Below are 15,408 nucleotides of genomic sequence, written 5' to 3' on the forward strand. Positions count from 1 at the left end.
CGTCTCCCTCCGCCGAGGGTACCGAGCCGCCCGGCGGGCGCGGCGGCCAGGACGAGCGGCCCGCACCGAGGGCGCGGAACCTCAGGAGCGGCATGCCGCGGTTGACGCATGCTGATATAGGCATACGATGGAGTCATGGCACGAGCGGCGACGACCTCGGACGCGTTCAACGCGATCGCCGAGCCGCAGCGGCGGGAGATCCTGGCGCTGCTGCGCGGCGGCGAGCGGCCCGTGACCGAGCTGGCGCGGGAGCTGGGGATGACCCAGCCGCAGGCGTCCAAGCACCTGCGGGTGCTCCGCGAGGTCGGGCTGGTGCGGGTCCGCGGCGCGGGCAAGCAGCGGCTCTACGGACTGGACGCCCGCGGGCTGCGGCCGATCCATGAGTGGACGGGCGGCTTCGAGGAGTTCTGGAACGGGACCTTCGACCGGCTGGACACGTACGTACGAGATCTGAAACAGGCAAGGCAGGAGGAACCACCGGATGACGACGGCCAATAGCGGCGACGAGGCGGCGGCGGACCGCGAGATCGTGGTCTCCCGGACCATCGGCGCCCCACGGGAGCTGGTGTTCGAGGCGTTCACACGGGTCCGGCACCTTTCGCGGTGGTGGGGCCCCGAAGGGTTCACGACCACGACGCGGTCCTTCGACTTCCGCGTCGGCGGGGTCTGGGACTTCGTGATGCACGGGCCGGACGGGACCGACTACCAGGAGTGGATCACCTATACCGAGATCGTCCCGTCGCGGCGGATCGCGCTGCTGCACGGCGAGTCCCGCGACGACCCCCACACCTTCGAGTCGGTCCTGACCTTCGAAACGGCGGAGGAGGAGACCCGGCTCGTGATGCGCACGGTGTTCCCCACCAGGGAGCTGCGCGACGAGGCGGCGGAGAAGTACCACGCGGTCGAGGGCGGCGAGCAGACGCTGCGCAATCTGGCGGTCTACGTCGCCGAACTCACCGGGAACGGGACCGCGTCGAAGGGAGCGGACGACTGATGGCAGGCAAGGTGTTCTTCAGTGTGACGATGTCGCTCGACGGCTTCATGGCGCCGGACGCCGTGCCCGTCGAGGACGTCTTCTCGCCCGAAGGCCAGAGCGACCCCGGGGTCCGGCGCTGGATGGCGAAGTGGTCGGAGCTCCAGGCGTGGATCTTCCCGCAGCGGTGGTTCCGCGAGAACCTCAAGCTCGGCGAGGGCGGCGAGGAGGGGATCGACAACGACATCGCCCGGGCGACGTACGAGCGCACCGGCGTGAGCGTCATGGGCAAGCGGATGTTCGACGCCGGAGAGCTGGCGTGGCCCCAGGATGCGCCGTTCCACACCCCGGTGTTCGTCGTGACCCACGTCGAGCGTGACCCGTGGGAGCGGCCGGGCGGCACGACCTTCCACTTCGTCAACGACGGCATCTCCAGCGCGCTCGACCGGGCCCGCGAGGCCGCGGGCGACCGCGACATCCGTATCTCCGGCGGCGCCGAGACGATCCAGCAGTACCTGGACGCCGGCCTGGTCGACGAGTTCTCGATCACCCTCGCGCCCGTGCTGTTCGGCACCGGCATCCGCCTGTTCGAGCGCGTGGACCCCGACCGTCTCGCCCTCGACCAGACCCGCACGGACGCGTCGTCCCGGGTGACCCACCTGACCTACACCGTCAAGCGGCGGTAGCGGGCGGCCCGGCCGCTCGGGGGCGGTGCGAAGACGTCACCGGGTGCGGAGAGACTTCACTGACACAGGATGTCAGCGAAGCGCCGGACAGTGGTGCCATGATCCTCAGTCGGCACTCCCGGCGGGCCGAGCGGCTGCTCGTACCCGCTGCCTTCGCCACCGCTCTCGGCAACAACGTCCAGCTCATCGTCGGTGCGCTGCTCATGATCAGGGAACAGCGCACCATGATGGCCGTCGGCTGGCTCTTCATCGCCGTCGCCGGGCCGCAGGCGTTGCTGTCACCCTTCTTCGGGCGGCTGGCGGACCGCTTCGACCGGCGGGCCCTGTGGATCGGCTGCGATCTCTCCAGTACGGCGCTGGCCTTGGCCCTGCCGCTCTGGCTGGTCTGCGGCGGCTCTCCGGGAGCCGGGATCTACGGCGCCAACCTGGCGCTCGCCGTGGTCGGCGCGCTGTTCTTCCCCGCCAGCTCCGCGCTGATCAAGGAACGGGTCCCGGCGGACCGGCTGCGGCGGTTCAACGCCCGCTACGAGATGGGGACCCAGGCGGGGATGCTGCTGTCGGCGACGGTCGGCGGGCTGTCCGTCCAGGCGTTCGGCGCCGTGCCGCTGCTGGTGTTCAACGCCGGGACCTTCGCCGTCTCGGCGCTGTGCGTGGCCGCGGTGGGGCGTCGCCCGGAACGGGCGCCGACGGCCGCCGCCGCCGGGGAGTCGGCGCCGGTGGCGGCGCGTACGCCGACGCGGACACCGATGCGGATGCGGCACTTCATCCTGCTCTACGCCCAGGGAAGCGTGGTCGTCACGGTCTTCAACGCCCTGCTGCCCACCGCGGTCATCGGTGAACTCCACCTGGGGGCGGGGACGTTCGGCGCGGTGGACGCTTTGGGCTGCCTCGGCTTCCTGGCGGCGGCCGGCGCGTACCGGATCGTCAGCAGACGCAGTCCCGACCTCCGCATCGCCCTCGTGGGCTTCCTGCTCTGCGCCGTGGGCCTGGTACTCCAGAGCCAGTTCGGGATCGCCGGCTATCTCGTCGGAGTGCCGGTGGGCGCGTTCTTCTTCGGGCAGGCCCGGATCGCCTCGCGGACCATGCTGATGACCTCGGCCGACGACGCCTCGGTGGGCCGGGTCTTCGGGCTGGCGAACGGCGGCGGGCTGGCGGCCACGGTCGCGGTGATGTTCCTGGTCGGGAAGGTCACCGACAGCACCGACACGCGCTACGGCTTCGGGGTCCTCGCCGCTCTCGCCCTGCTGGCGACCCTGTCCGCCGGAGTGCTGCTGCGCTCGTCGGCCCCCGCCCGGCCGGGCGAGTCCGCCGGCCGGTACCGGTCGAGCACGGCCGCCGCCCTCTCCGCGATCGCGCGGCGCAGCTCCTCGGGGCCGAGCACCTCGATGTCCGGGCCCAGTGACAGCAGTACGGGCACCGCCAGCTCGACCGATTCCAGCGGCACCGTCGCCGTCACCCAGCCGTCCGCGTCCGGCGGCCCCGCCGAGGTCTCCACCGCGCGGACCAGAGCCGCGTCCAGGCGGTCCGGCAGCGCGGACAGCAGCGCGGGAGCGATCCGTACGGAGCCCTGAAGCCGCAGCCTTCGGGCGTCGTAGACGGCGAGGTACTCCTGCCAGTGAGCGGCCAGGTCGAACCCGTCCGGCCGCTCGAAGCCGGTCGTCCCGACGTCCAGGCGGAGGATCGAGGACACCCGGTACGTGCGCACCGCGCCGTCCACCGCGGCGACGAGGTACCAGACCCCCGCCTTGAGGACCAGGCCGTACGGGTCGAGGTCGCGCTCGACCTCTTGCGGCGCGGTCCAGCGGCGGTAGCGCACCCGGATCCGCCGCTGATTCCACACCGCGTCGGCGAGCGGTACGAGAGCGGACGGGGAGTCCTGTTCCCGGTACCAGCCGAGCGCGTCGAGGTGGAACCGCTCACGGATCCGCCCGGCCCGGTCCCGCAGCGGTGGCGGCAGGGCCGCGGTCAGCTTCAGCTCCGCCGCCGCCAGCACCTCCCCCAGGCCCAAGTCGTCGGCCGCGCCCGGCAGTCCGGCCAGGAACAGCGACTCCGCCTCGTCGACATGCAGCCCGGTCAGCCGGGTCCGGTACCCGCCGAGCAGCTGGTATCCCCCGCCGTGCCCGGCGTCCCCGTACACCGGAATGCCCGCGGCGCTCAGCGAGTCGATGTCCCGGTAGACGGTCCGCACCGAGACGTCCAGCTCCTGCGCCAGCTCACCGGCCGTCAGCCTCCCCCGGTTCTGCAACAGGAGGATGAGCGAGAGGAGCCGGGCGGCGCGCATGGCCCGATGATTCCAGGTCCGGGAGCGGGTGCGCCGATTCGACGGGGACCGCCCGGGCGGCCGGGGCGGTCGGGGCGGTGAGGGCGGTCAGGCGGTCGGGCGGTCGGGCGGCCACCGCTTTATCCGCCCGACCGGCCGACCGGCCCACCGCCCGGCTGGACGGACTGGCGCCACTGGGCCGGCCATCGCTGGCCGTCCTTCGCCTGACGCTCCGTCCCCGCGGCGCGGAAGGCGGGCCGGGTCAAGGGGATCTGACATTCGGCTGGCGGTCGCTGAATTCGGCTGGCGAGGACTTGTGGAATCTGACGGAGTCCTGAATCGGGGTGTCTTGAGCGGGGACCGGTTTCCCTGGAACCTTGAGGTTGAGGTGCGGCGCATTTCCGCTGCCGGTGTGGCCTCGACTTTTCCGACCGCGCGAAGAAGGATGTGTGATGACCGACTCGATCGATTCTCGTCAGCTGCGCGTGGTGCGCGGTTGTGCGACTCCTGAGGAACTGGCCGCGCTTGTCGCCGTGCTCTTCGCCCGTACGGCGGCGGGGCCCGATCTGCCGGTGCCGGGGGACGTGGTGTCGGTGCCCGCCGCGCGGTGGCGGCGGTCGGAGCGGGTGCACCTGTTCGACGCGCCTCGCGTCTGGCACGCGTACGCGCGCGCGGCCGGATGAGCCGCTGAGGTCCTGAGCCATGAGGAACCGGCCGGCTCCCGCCCGAGGGCGGGGGCCGGCCGGTGGGGTGTTCAGGCGGTCGGGAGCAGGGTGCTGAAGTGCCGGTAGAGCAGACCGGTGCCGCCGAGGTCCTTCAGGACCGGCTCCCAGACGGCTTCGATGTGGGCGACGGCGTTGGCCTCCGTCACCCATTCGGAGAAGCTGAGGACGCTCGTGCCGTCCACGCTGATGTGCATGTTCGCCGATATCCCGCCGGGGTAGTCGCGGTCCTGGCCCTCGGTGGCCTCCTCGCCGGCGAACAGGGCGTCCACGAAGGCGCGGGCGGCCTGGTCGTTCTCCGCGCCGAAGAAGGCCACGGGGAAGGACTCGGCGACGGGGGCGGGGTCGGCGATGCCGGAGCCGCGGACCGCGCGGTACAGGCGGTAGGGCACGGGCGCCGGGGCGCCGGGGACGGCGGACGCCGTGTCGGAGAGGCTGCCCTCCTCCTTCAGGGACTGCCGCAGCGGCTCCTCCGCGGACCACTGCGCGTAGGTCAGCACCGAGTCGCCTTCGCTGCTCGTGTAGACCGTGAGCGACAGCAGCTCCGGCGGCCACTCGCCGGACCGCCAGTGGGCGACGACGGCTTCCGCGGTCTGCGCCGCCTTTCCGCTCTCCGTCGGGACCGTGCCGACGAGCACGATGTCGCTCTGGGGATTCTCGATGACGGGCCGCGAGGTGGACGCGTGGGACATTCTTCGGCTCCTCGGGAATGAGGTGGCTCCACGAAAGGCGCGGGCCACGGCGTGGTACGGAACATTCTCCGACCAGCGGTGACCCGCGCCCAGGAATCCCGGCTCAGGATTGTGAAAAGAACATCAATTCCGCTTGTGACACCTTCTGGAGACCGTCAATTCCCGCCGGGACCGCCGGTCCGACCCCGGTGCTCCTCCAGGATCCGCTCGGTGGCCGCGTCGAGGCGTTCGGCCGCGTCCGGCGCGAAGGACCGGTCCTTCACCCCGATCCGAAGCCCCTCGACGAACGCGCTCAACGGCTCGGCGGGAGGGGCGTCGATGGCGTCGACGATCGGCGGGAGGGCGGCCTCCACCGGCTTGGCGAACGACTGCATCGACAGGATCTGACGCAGCGTCACATCGTCGTACTCGCCGGAGAAGCTCGTCGCGGTGACGCCCGGGTGGATCAGGACGTAGCGGATGCCGCTGTCCCCGTACCGCTCGGCGAAGGTGACGCCGAGCAGGTCGTTGAGCTTTCCGCCCTGGCCGAGCGCGGCGCCGCCGTGGTAACCGTGGCGCAGCTCCAGGTCGTCCCAGCGGACCACGCTCAGACTCGCGCCGGGACCGGCCACGTTGACCACCACGGGCTGTTCGGCGGCGGACAGCGTGTCGACCAGGCCGTGTCCGAGCAGGTAACGGCTGAGGTAGAACAGCGCGAAGTTCTCCTCGATGCCGTCGGCCGTCAGGGCGCGCTCGGTGCGGTAGTGGCGGGCGCACAGGACCAGGGCGTCGATTGTCGGGAACCGCGCGCGCAGCTTCTTGAGCACCCGTTCGTTCTCGCCCAGCAGGCTGAGGTCGGCAGGGATGAAGAAGGCCCGGTCCTGGGCGCCGACGGTCGCGGCGGTCTCCAGGAACGCCTTCCCCTTCACCTCGCTGCGGCCGATGACGACGACGGTGTCGCCGTTGCCGAGCCGGGTGGCCGCCAGCGCCTTTCCGATGCCGTCGGTGCCACCGGCGATCACAATGGTCTTCACAGGGTGTCCCCTTGGGCGGCCAGGGAGGCGGGAGCCTCCGCGGAGCGGATGTCGGAGCCGACCGCGGAGTCGGCATGGGAGTGGACGTCGGCGGTGACGTCGGAGTTCACGTCGGCGTGCTGTTCCTGCGGCGTACCGCCGTCGGATTCCTGCGGCTTGGGACGGCCCGGCAGTTGGGTCGCGGCGATCAGGGCGAGGACGAGCGCGCCGGTCACGCCCCAGTATGCGTGCCGGAAGCCGCCGAGGGCGTCGCCGCTGCCCGCGCTCTGGACGAGCAGTGCCACCAGCGCGATGCCGATCGCGGCGCCGAGCTGGTTGAGCATGTACAGCACGGTGCTGCCCTGAGGCACCAGATGCGGCGGGAGCGTGCGGTAGAGGGAGGCGATGGTGGGCGCGCCCACGCTGCCGAGGCCGAGGCCGATCGTGAACGCCACCACGGCCGTCCAGACTTGGGACGTGTCCGCGCTGAGCTGGGTGAAGGCCAGCGCGCTCAGCGTGGCGACCGCGCCGCCGCACATCACCAGGGTCCGTGAGCCGACCTTGTCGGACAGCCGTCCGGTCAGCGGCATCGACAGGGCCGACCCCACACCGAGCGGAGCGAGCAGCAGCGCGGACGCGAAGGTGTCGTGGCCGCGTACCTGCTGGTAGTACAGCGGCAGCGCGAACAGGCTGGCGAAGGTGGCCAGACCGACCAGGGCGCCGACGGTGACGCTGGCGGAGAAGCTGCGCGAGGCGAACAGCCGCAGGTCGATGAGCGGTTGCGTGGTGCGCTCGCGCAGCGCGTGGACGGCGTAGGCGCCGAGCAGCACGACCGCGGCGACCAGCGGGACGAGCACCTGCCAGGCGGAGAACTCGGTCCGCTCGGCGTACTGCGACAAGGTCAGCACGGCGGCCGCGACGCCCGGGCCGATCAGCGCGACGCCGACGGTGTCGAGCTTGCCCACCGGCTGCTCGCCGGTCGGCTTGTCGTCCGGGATCACCCGCAGGGCGAGCACCAGCGCGAGCAGGCCGATCGGGACGTTGACCAGGAACATCCAGCGCCAGGACACGCCTTGCAGGATGAATCCGCCGATCACCGGGCCGAACACCGGGCCGCTGGAGCCGACGACGCCCATGAGGCCCATGACCCGTCCGATCCGGCTGGGTCCGGCCGAACGGGCCAGCAGGGTCAGCATCAACGGGTCGAGCAGACCCGCGCCGAGTCCCTGGAGCACGCGGAAGGCGATCAGGCTGCCGATGTTCCACGCGAGTCCGGAACTGATGGAACCGGCGAGGAAGATCACCAGGCCGAGCAGCCACAGCCGTCGGCCGCCGAACCTGTCGACGGCCCAGGTGGTGACCGGGATGCTCACGGTCAGGGCGAGCAGATAGCTCGTGGACACCCAACTGACCGCGCTGAGTGAGGTGTCGAAGTCCTTGACCAGGGTGTCCGCTGCGACGGCGATCATCGAGCCGTCGAGGATCCCCATGATCCCGCCTAACAGGATCACTCCGATCAGTCGCCGCAGCGCGGGGTCAAGGCCCTCGTTCGACGGATGCGCCATGAGTCTCTCCGGTGGCGTGAAGTGGCATGAGGTGGCGTGAGGTGGCCGCGCGTCAGATGGCGGCACGTCAGATGACAGCGAGCCAAATTGCACTCGCCAGTGCAGATTAGGGCACCACTCAGGACGCTGACAACGTCGGTGGGCAACAAACTGCACCGGCTGGTGTAACTCAACGCCCGTATCGGGTACGCTGCGAGGGTGGGCGGAACTGCGACATCGGCATCAGGCAACCGAACGGCCTCGCGAGGCCGCATCGACAAGCGTCAGGCGATCCTCGACGCGGCCTTCGCCGTGTTCGCCAAGCGGGGGTACGCCGGTGCGTGCATGGAGGAGATCGCCGAAGTGGCGGGCGTCGCCAAGCACACCGTCTACAACCACCTCGGCGACAAGGAGAACCTCTTCCACGCCGCGATGGAGGCGACGGGGAACGCGGTGATGGACGGAAACCTCGCCCTGGCCGAGCAGTTGACGGTCGAGGGCGGCGCGAACGGCCGAAACGGCGAGGCCGACGAGGAGAGCGGGGACCGCGAGGGCTCCGACCCGGTCAGGTCCCGCTTGGAGGAGGTCGGATACCGCATGCTGCTCCAGTGTTGCGACCCCCGCTCCTGGGCGCTGCGCCGACTGCTGCACGCGGAGATCACCCGCTTCCCCGGACTGCTCGAAGTCGTCTGGGGGCGCGGCGCCGACCGGCTCCGGCAGACCCTCGCCGACCGGATGGCCCGGCTCTCCCTGGCCGGTCTGCTGCGCCCCTGCGACCCCGTCGAGGCCGCGGAGCAGTTCCTCGCTCTGCTCACGGGCCCCATGGAGGCGCGGTCCCAACTCGGCACCCGACCCGTACCGGACACCGAACTCCACACCGTGGCCGACGCCGCGGTCGACACATTCCTGCGCGCGTTCCGAGATGTCCAGCAGAACCGCTCCCTGCCGGTGACCGCTCCCTGACCTCTGACGATTCGACACGGTTTACCGCGCCTTCCCGCGAACGGATATCTCCGAAGCGGATCCGCGAAGTCCGTGTGTCCTCGCATGAACTCCCTGGCTCGAATCGATGAGAACGGTTTGAGAATCCGCGCCGCGGATCAGCACTAGATGGATGTGTCCACCTAACAGCTATGCAGGCAATGGAGCTTGCGGCCGTGAATCCACCTTCGGTCCGTACAACTCCAAGGGAGATACCGTGCGCATACTCGTTGTGGAGGCGCAGGAGCACGAAGCCGCGGCCCTGGCCCGCAATCTGGAGCGGTACGGCCATGAGGTGACGACCGTGGATTCCGGAACCGCGGCTCTGGAGACCTTCCGGCAGGCGAACTTCGTCCTGCTCGACCTCGATCTCCCGGACATCGACGGCCTGGCCGTCTGCCGCAGCATGCGGGAGACGGGTGACATCCCCGTCATCGCGTTCGCCAGCGGCGGCACCGAGCTGGACCGGGTCCTGGGACTGCGGGCGGGCGCCGACGACTGCATCGACAAGCCGTACGAGATCCGCGAGTTGGCGGCCCGCATGGAGGCCGTCATGCGGCGGCGGGAGCCGCGCCGACCGGTGGTCACCCCCAAGACGACGGTGTCGATCGGCGGTCTGCGGATCGACGCGGCCTCGCGCAAGGTGCAGGTGCACGAGAAGCCGGTGAAGCTGACCCGCAAGGAGTTCGACCTGCTGTACTACCTCGCGCGGCACCCCGAGATGGTCGTGACCCGGCAGCGGCTGCTCGCCGAGATATGGGAGATCCCGACGGTGCTCGCGGTCGGTTACCAGGCCAGCCGCACGGTGGACACCCATGTCAACTCGCTGCGCAACAAGTTGGGCCGGAGCAGTTGGATCGTCACCGTCCGCGGGGTCGGATTCCGGGTCGGCCTCGGCTGATCCGACCCCCGGACCCGCCCGCACGGCAACGGAAAAGGAAGCGGAAGCGCGCGTACGGCGGGGGCCCCGCCGTACGCGCGCCCGCGTCACGCTCCGCTCAGCGCGGCATGTCGCTCACAGGTACAGCGAGTTGGGCTCAAGGCCGGTCAGGGACCTGCCGTACAGCTCGATGTTGGTGCTCGGCGTGATCAGGGCGTGCAGGGACGTCGCGTGCACGTCCCGCTGGATGCGGGTGATCGGCACGTCCCGGAAGATCGAGGAGCCGCCGCTGGCGGCGGCGAGGATCTCCACGGCCTGCTTGGTCTGCTTGGCGATCCAGCCGATCTGCACCCGGGAGAAGACCCGGTCGTCCTGGGACCACGGCTCGTCCCGCCGGATCTTGTCGGCCAGCAGATCGGCGAACCGGTGGGCGCGGGCCTCGGCGTCCTCGATCAGCAGGGCCGCCTCGCCGACCTGGAGATGCGTGATCGGCGCCTCCAACTGGCTGGGGTAGCTGGTGTACGTCAGCGGCCGGCCGGGGAGCCGCTCCAGGAAGCTGGACAGGGCGTACTTGGCGGCGCCGACGAGCTGGCCCGTCTGTATCACCGTGGCGCTGACCAGCATCGGCACCCGGTAGGCGCCCTTGGCCGCGTTGGCCTGCGACTTCGAGACGTTCTGGTAGAAGTCGGCGCCGGAGATCACCCGGTGGTCGGGGACGAAGACGTCCTTCGCCACGGTGGTCACACTGCCGGAGCCTGCCAGGCCGATGGTGTTCCAGTCGTCGACGATCTCCAGTTCGGAGATCGGGATGAGGGCGAAGACCGGCAGGGTCTCCCCCGCGGGTCCCTCGGGCATCGCCGCGGTGATCTTCCAGTGGGCATGCAGCACGCCGCTGTTGTAGCCCCAGCTACCGTTGAACAGATAGCCGCCGTCGACCCGGGTCGCCTTGCCGGACGCGGCCGTCGTGCCCGTCACGCGGACATGGGGCTCGGCGAACACCTCGTCCAGCGCCTCGTCGGGCCACAGGCCGACCATCCAGGTCAGCGAGGCGTAGATGGACAGGACGAAGGCGGCCGAGCTGTTGCCCTTCGCGACTTCGGCCAGCACGTCGACGAAGGCGCGCGCGTCCGACTCGTATCCGCCGTACTGCGTGGGCACCTGCATCTTGAGCAGACCCGACGCCTCGATCGCCTCGATGACGTCCTGCGGGAGCCTGCGGTTCTCGTCGATCCACAGCGCCCGGGAGCGCAGCAGGGGCACGAGTTTCCCCGCGGCCTCGACGAGATCGTCCCGGGACGGCGCGGTGGTGGTCATGATGGGTTCCTCCCGATGTGGGTAGCACTTGACGCGCCCGCTGCCGGGCACCGGTATTCCGGACGGTCCGCGCGCTGACATCGCCGGCGGGAAAGGGGAGTTGAGAACGGAATGCGTTCGGTGCTCTGATCACCGACCGACCGTTTTCCCGATCCTCGCACCCTCGGCGAAGCGGCGGCGAAGGAGCCGGGGAAACCTACGGTTCGCCCGCAGGTTTGTGTCGCACTGCCGGGGATTCCCCGACCGCGCTCAGTACCATGACGAGTTCGCCTCTGCCGGAGATGGCGAGTTTGCGGTAGACGCCCGACAGATGGAATTCGACGGTTCTGACGTTGAGGAAAAGGGCTTCCGCAATGCGCCGGTTGCTGTATCCGGCGCGGGCCAGCTGCGCGATTCTGGCCTCCTGCGGGGTGAGTCCGCGCGGGGCGCCCGGTCCGCCCAGCCGGCGCAGCGCGGACTCGGCGCGGTGCGCCCAGAAGGTGTTGCCGCAGGTGCGCGCGACCGCGGCGGCGGCCGTGAACCGGCTCCGCGCCCCGGCCGCGTCCTTGCGTTCGGCCCGCAGCGAGCCGAGGTCGTAGAGGGCCTGAGCCACCTCGCCCTGGGCGTCGGCCAGGCGGAGCAGATCGACGGCCTCCTCCAGCAGTACGAGGGAGGTCTTGTCGCGGCGCGCCACGGCGACGGCGCGCAGGGCCGTCCCCAGGACGCGCGCCGACCCCCACTTCCGCGCGGCGACGAGTTCGTCCTCGGCCAGGGCGACGGCGAGGTCACGGCGGCCCGCGACCGCGGCCCCGAGCGCGCCCGCCGAACGCCAGGCGACCACCGCGGGATTGTCGATGCCGTACGAGGCCAGCAGCCGGCCGCTGCTCAGGCAGTCGTCGATCCCCTGCCGGAACTGGCCCGCGGCCAGGTGCAGCGCGCCGCGCGCCGCCAGGACGTGGGCCCGGTCGTGGCCTTCGAGGTCGAGCGCGCCGACCATGCCGTTCTCCTGGAGCACCGTCCACGCGCCGTCGAGGTCGCCGGTCCCGACCAGCGCCTCGGTCAGCCAGACCGCGGCGAGGGGGACGCGGGTACCGGACCGGCCCCGGGCGAGGACCGCGCGCAGAATGCGTACGGCCCCGCTCGTATCCCCTCCGAGCAGCTTGATCCGTGCGCGCAGCAGGGCCAGCGTCTGGCGGTGGCGGACCGAACCCGACCAGAGCGGTTCGCGGGCCAGCCGGGCGCAGTGCGCGCTCGCGGACGAGGTGTCCCCCGCGTACAGCAGGGTCAGTACGGCCTGCCACACGCTGTCGGCGTCGGCTCGCCGCTCGTCCGCGGCGAGCAGGCGCTCGGCCTGGCGCATCGCCGTGGAGCGGTTCACCCCGCGGTGGGCCAGTTCGAGGACGCGGGGGGCCGCGGACACCTCGGTCTCGTCGGGACGCGCGCGCTCGCCGTCGTCGGCGCGGCGGATGCCCGGTGCGGGCGGGTGCGCCGCCGCGTATTCCTCGTGACGCCACCGTGCGACCGCCGAGGGTGCCTCGGCGAGACGCAGCGGCGCGGATTCGTTCCTTCCGCCCTGCACGGTGGACTCCGTTCGGTAGGTCGGTGGGCCGGTGGGCCGATGGGGCGCGCGGATGTGACGTGGTGTCAGGCGGTGAGGCTGTGCAGGAGGTGGTAGCGCTTGAAGCCGATCGGCCGGACGCCGGGAGTGTCGTGGGTGGCGCGCAGGGTGGCCGCCCGCGTGGCGCCCTCAAGGAACGAGATGTGCGCCTCGTCGCTGGTCCACTCGGCGTAGTTCAGGACGCGGGTGCCGTCGGTGCTGAGGTGGAAGTTGGCCGAGAGCAGGCCGGGGTGCTGCGCGCCGGGGGCGCTTTCGAGGGCGCCCGCGATCGACTCGACGATGTGCTCCTGCGGGGCGGGCCCGTCCACGTCGAAGGTCGCGACCACGAAGCTGGACGGCACCAGCGGCCCCTTGTGCAGCACGATCGCGCGGCGCAGCGTGTACGCGACCGTCGCGGCGCCCGCCAGTCCCGTCAGCCCCGAGGTGAAGTCGCGGTGGGCCGAGGCTCGCGAGGTCTGGAGGTAGGTCAGCACCGTGTCGTCCTCGGTGCTGAGATACGCGGAGGCCGACAGGAGCCCGGTCGGCCAGTCGGCGGCGCGCCACTGCTCGACGGTCTCGGCCACGGCCTCGACCCCGGACTCGCGGTCGGGGACGTGCCACTGCGCGACGTGCGCGGCCGTGCTGTCGGCGCGCCGGATGTCCGGCGGTGCGGAGGAGATCTGCTGGGTCATTGCCGTCGTCCTTCCAGAGGACCGGGGTCCGGGGGTTCGGGGCGGGAAGCGGGCGGTGCGTGGGGAGTCACCGGCCGGGTGCGCGCTCAGCGCGGGTACGGATCGAGAGCGGGCTCAGCGCGGGTACGAATTGGGCGCGGGCTCAGCGCGGGTACGGATCGAGCGCGGGCTCAGCGCGGGTACGCGCGCTCGGCGCGGGCCGCCCGCAACGCGTTGCCCCACCAGTGCAGTTGGTCCAGGAGCAGTCCGGCCGACAGGACGCTCGGCTCCGGGTCGATCAGCCGGCCCGCCTCGTCGAAACGGTTTCCCGCCAGGGGAAAGGCGACGTTCTCCCGTACGGTCAGGGTGTGCACCTCGGCGAAGACCTGCCGGAGCTGCTCGACGGCGCGGATGCCGCCGCTGAGGCCGCCGTACGAGACGAAGCCGACCGGCTTGGCGGTCCACTCCTCGTAGAACCAGTCGACGGTGTTCTTCAGCGCGGCCGGGAAGCTGTGGTTGTACTCGGGCGTGACCACGACGAAGGCGTCGGCCGCCACGAGCACGGAACGCAGCGCTTCGCGCGTCCTGGCCGTCTCCAGCGACACGTCCTTGCCGGGCCCCGGCAGGACCAGCGGCAGCGGATGGTCGATCAGATCGACGCTCTGCACGGTGAATTCGGGGCGTTCCTTGACCTGGGACAGGAACCAGTCGGCCACGGCGGGACCGAGCCGCCCGTCGCGGACGCTGGCGGTGATGATGGCGAGGGAGAGCTGGTCATCCGTCATGGTGCGACCTGTCTGTGAGGGGTACGGAGTCCGGTCAGTGCGGCCAGCAGGCCGATCCCGGAGACGGCGGTGATCAGGGTCAGCGCCGGGCGGTGACCGTGGTGGGAGCCGAGCAGCGCCGCGGTGGCCGGGAGCATCACGACGGCGCCGACCTGCACGGCGGTCTGGAACAGCGGGACGGCCGCGGCCCGTTCGGCGGGCGGCAGGGCCCCGGTCGCCTGGAGATTGAGGGCCGCGAAGGAGAGCACGAACCCGGCGCCGACCAGAAGGAGCGTCGGCAGCATTCCCGTGAGGTAGGAACCGCTGTCGGGCCGCCACAGGTAGAGGGCGTAGCCCAGCAGCGGCGCGGTCGCGCCGAGGGCGATCAGCCGCCCGGTGCCCCACCGCGCCGTCATGGCTCCGGCGAAGGGCACGGTCACGGCCAGCGGCACGCACGCGGGCAGCAGGGCGACCGCCGACTGCCAGGGAGACCAGCCCAGTTGGCGCTGGGTCTGGAAGACGAGCAGCAGCAACAGGCTCTGGTACGTGCCGTTGAGACAGGCCGCGCCGACGGCGGAGCGCAGCAGTTGGCGGTTGCGCAGCAGCGCGGGGGTGACGCGCGGGGCCGGGACGGCGCCCCGGTCGCGCGGGATGATCCGCAGGGCGAAGACCAGCAGGATCAGGGCCACGGGCGCCGGGAAGAGAAAGGTCCAGCGCCAGCTCTCGGTCAGCAGCGCGCCCGACAGCAGCAGTCCGACCGTGAAACCGGCCGCGCCGAACAGGGCGTAGACGGACACCGCCCGCCGCTGCTGCGGTCCGCTGGGGAAGGTGGTGCCGATGATGGCGAGACCGGTCGGTGCGGTGAGCGCCGCGCTGAGCCCCTTGACCACCCGGGTGGTGATCAGCAGGGCCGCGCTGTCGGTGAGTCCGCCGACCACCGAGGCGGCGGCGAAGAGCAGCATCGCGGCGAGGTAGACCCGTCTGCGGCCCAGTCGGGCGTTGAGCCGGGGGCCCAGGACGAGCAGCGTGGCGAATCCGACGGCGAAGCCGCTCATCAGCCACTGCGCCGTCCACAGGTCAAGGCCGAGCGCGGCGCCGATGGAGGGCAGCGCGACGAGCACCAGGGAGACCTCGATCGCGTCGAGGATCATGTTGGCCGACAGGATCAGGAGGACGGTCCAGAGCCGGGCGTCCCAGCGCGTCGATTCCGCCGCCGGTCCTGTGCCCGTTCCCGTGGCCGTTCCCGTGGCCTCGGCATCGGCATCGGCATCGGCATCGGCATCGGAAGAGTCGGTCCACGAGGGAGCTGTCATGAGGGGCCGCCGTGTCTGTGTCGGATGGGGTCGCGGTGTC

General features: G+C 71.2%; 15 protein-coding genes and 1 pseudogene. 7 read left to right on the forward strand and 9 right to left on the reverse strand.

The genetic code is table 11. The features are described 5' to 3' along the window. Positions 1-135: 135 nt before the first annotated feature. The 4 genes and pseudogenes from ACFY9V_RS24075 to ACFY9V_RS24090 form a co-directional block, all read left to right on the forward strand. Complete coding sequence (locus ACFY9V_RS24075; RefSeq protein ID WP_391048195.1) at positions 136-498, forward strand: metalloregulator ArsR/SmtB family transcription factor; 363 nt, start codon at positions 136-138, stop codon at positions 496-498. Continuing rightward, positions 482-994, forward strand: a complete 513-nt coding sequence (locus tag ACFY9V_RS24080) for an SRPBCC domain-containing protein (protein ID WP_391162859.1) — start codon at positions 482-484, stop codon at positions 992-994. Before ACFY9V_RS24075 ends, ACFY9V_RS24080 begins: the two co-directional genes overlap by 17 nt. Beyond that, the gene (locus ACFY9V_RS24085) at positions 994-1,659 is read left to right on the forward strand and encodes a dihydrofolate reductase family protein (protein WP_391162860.1); all 666 of its coding nucleotides are present in this window, start codon (positions 994-996) and stop codon (positions 1,657-1,659) included. The genes ACFY9V_RS24080 and ACFY9V_RS24085 overlap by 1 nt, the downstream gene beginning before the upstream one ends. 203 nt (positions 1,660-1,862) lie before the next feature. Further along, positions 1,863-2,954: pseudogene (locus ACFY9V_RS24090) on the forward strand (MFS transporter); the annotation flags it as partial. Here the strand turns inward: ACFY9V_RS24090 and ACFY9V_RS24095 are convergent. Further along, positions 2,870-3,940, reverse strand: coding sequence for a WYL domain-containing protein (locus ACFY9V_RS24095; protein WP_391162861.1), 1,071 nt, complete (start codon positions 3,938-3,940; stop codon positions 2,870-2,872). The pseudogene ACFY9V_RS24090 and the gene ACFY9V_RS24095 sit on opposite strands and share 85 nt — an antisense overlap. Positions 3,941-4,371: 431 nt before the next feature. Here ACFY9V_RS24095 and ACFY9V_RS24100 point away from each other — a divergent pair, with 431 nt between their 5' ends. Continuing rightward, positions 4,372-4,602, forward strand: coding sequence for an acyl-CoA carboxylase subunit epsilon (locus ACFY9V_RS24100; RefSeq protein ID WP_355335427.1), 231 nt, complete (start codon positions 4,372-4,374; stop codon positions 4,600-4,602). A 71-nt stretch (positions 4,603-4,673) separates the two neighbouring features. Here ACFY9V_RS24100 and ACFY9V_RS24105 read toward each other — a convergent pair whose 3' ends face one another. From ACFY9V_RS24105 to ACFY9V_RS24115, 3 genes are all read right to left on the reverse strand, one after another. Further along, on the reverse strand, positions 4,674-5,333 hold the full coding sequence (locus ACFY9V_RS24105) for a hypothetical protein (RefSeq protein ID WP_355335430.1): 660 nt from the start codon (positions 5,331-5,333) through the stop codon (positions 4,674-4,676). Positions 5,334-5,488: 155 nt separating this feature from the next. Beyond that, positions 5,489-6,346 (reverse strand): SDR family NAD(P)-dependent oxidoreductase, encoded by an 858-nt coding sequence (locus ACFY9V_RS24110; protein WP_355335433.1) that lies wholly within the window; start codon positions 6,344-6,346, stop codon positions 5,489-5,491. Then, on the reverse strand, positions 6,343-7,890 hold the full coding sequence (locus tag ACFY9V_RS24115; protein ID WP_391162863.1) for a DHA2 family efflux MFS transporter permease subunit: 1,548 nt from the start codon (positions 7,888-7,890) through the stop codon (positions 6,343-6,345). The genes ACFY9V_RS24110 and ACFY9V_RS24115 overlap by 4 nt, the downstream gene beginning before the upstream one ends. A 198-nt stretch (positions 7,891-8,088) precedes the next feature. On the opposite strand from ACFY9V_RS24115, the gene ACFY9V_RS24120 reads away from it, so the two are divergent. Together ACFY9V_RS24120 and ACFY9V_RS24125 are read left to right on the forward strand one after the other, a co-directional pair. Continuing rightward, a complete protein-coding gene (locus ACFY9V_RS24120) occupies positions 8,089-8,832 on the forward strand; it encodes a TetR/AcrR family transcriptional regulator C-terminal domain-containing protein (protein WP_391162864.1) in 744 nt (247 codons plus the stop codon). A 235-nt stretch (positions 8,833-9,067) separates the two neighbouring features. Next, positions 9,068-9,751 carry a response regulator transcription factor gene (locus ACFY9V_RS24125; RefSeq protein WP_355335441.1) on the forward strand — a complete coding sequence of 228 codons (684 nt, stop codon included), beginning with the start codon at positions 9,068-9,070 and terminating at the stop codon, positions 9,749-9,751. Positions 9,752-9,865: 114 nt separating this feature from the next. Here the strand turns inward: ACFY9V_RS24125 and ACFY9V_RS24130 are convergent, their stop codons facing one another. The 5 genes from ACFY9V_RS24130 to ACFY9V_RS24150 form a co-directional block, all read right to left on the reverse strand. Beyond that, positions 9,866-11,044: an acyl-CoA dehydrogenase family protein gene (locus tag ACFY9V_RS24130; protein WP_355335444.1), complete on the reverse strand. Its 1,179-nt coding sequence runs from the start codon at positions 11,042-11,044 to the stop codon at positions 9,866-9,868. Between the two features lie 196 nt (positions 11,045-11,240). Then, entirely contained in the window at positions 11,241-12,602 is a 1,362-nt protein-coding gene (locus ACFY9V_RS24135; RefSeq protein ID WP_391162865.1) for a LuxR C-terminal-related transcriptional regulator, read from the reverse strand. Between the two features lie 65 nt (positions 12,603-12,667). After that, entirely contained in the window at positions 12,668-13,312 is a 645-nt protein-coding gene (locus ACFY9V_RS24140) for a hypothetical protein (protein ID WP_355335450.1), read from the reverse strand. A gap of 170 nt (positions 13,313-13,482) precedes the next feature. After that, positions 13,483-14,076, reverse strand: coding sequence for an NAD(P)H-dependent oxidoreductase (locus tag ACFY9V_RS24145; protein WP_355335452.1), 594 nt, complete (start codon positions 14,074-14,076; stop codon positions 13,483-13,485). Beyond that, entirely contained in the window at positions 14,073-15,368 is a 1,296-nt protein-coding gene (locus tag ACFY9V_RS24150; protein ID WP_391162866.1) for an MFS transporter, read from the reverse strand. Before ACFY9V_RS24150 ends, ACFY9V_RS24145 begins: the two co-directional genes overlap by 4 nt. Positions 15,369-15,408: the final 40 nt, after the last annotated feature.

It is taken from the genome of Streptomyces sp. NPDC008317 (genome assembly GCF_042955955.1).
Lineage (GTDB): Bacteria > Actinomycetota > Actinomycetes > Streptomycetales > Streptomycetaceae > Actinacidiphila.

Coding starts and splice junctions, on each gene's coding strand:
- ACFY9V_RS24115 (WP_391162863.1), bottom strand. CDS start 7,890: ATGGCGCATCCGTCGAACGAGGGCCTTGACCCCGCGCTGCGGCGACTG.
- ACFY9V_RS24150 (WP_391162866.1), bottom strand. CDS start 15,368: ATGACAGCTCCCTCGTGGACCGACTCTTCCGATGCCGATGCCGATGCC.
- ACFY9V_RS24080 (WP_391162859.1), top strand. CDS start 482: ATGACGACGGCCAATAGCGGCGACGAGGCGGCGGCGGACCGCGAGATC.
- ACFY9V_RS24130 (WP_355335444.1), bottom strand. CDS start 11,044: ATGACCACCACCGCGCCGTCCCGGGACGATCTCGTCGAGGCCGCGGGG.
- ACFY9V_RS24100 (WP_355335427.1), top strand. CDS start 4,372: ATGACCGACTCGATCGATTCTCGTCAGCTGCGCGTGGTGCGCGGTTGT.
- ACFY9V_RS24085 (WP_391162860.1), top strand. CDS start 994: ATGGCAGGCAAGGTGTTCTTCAGTGTGACGATGTCGCTCGACGGCTTC.
- ACFY9V_RS24140 (WP_355335450.1), bottom strand. CDS start 13,312: ATGACCCAGCAGATCTCCTCCGCACCGCCGGACATCCGGCGCGCCGAC.
- ACFY9V_RS24075 (WP_391048195.1), top strand. CDS start 136: ATGGCACGAGCGGCGACGACCTCGGACGCGTTCAACGCGATCGCCGAG.
- ACFY9V_RS24145 (WP_355335452.1), bottom strand. CDS start 14,076: ATGACGGATGACCAGCTCTCCCTCGCCATCATCACCGCCAGCGTCCGC.
- ACFY9V_RS24105 (WP_355335430.1), bottom strand. CDS start 5,333: ATGTCCCACGCGTCCACCTCGCGGCCCGTCATCGAGAATCCCCAGAGC.
- ACFY9V_RS24095 (WP_391162861.1), bottom strand. CDS start 3,940: ATGCGCGCCGCCCGGCTCCTCTCGCTCATCCTCCTGTTGCAGAACCGG.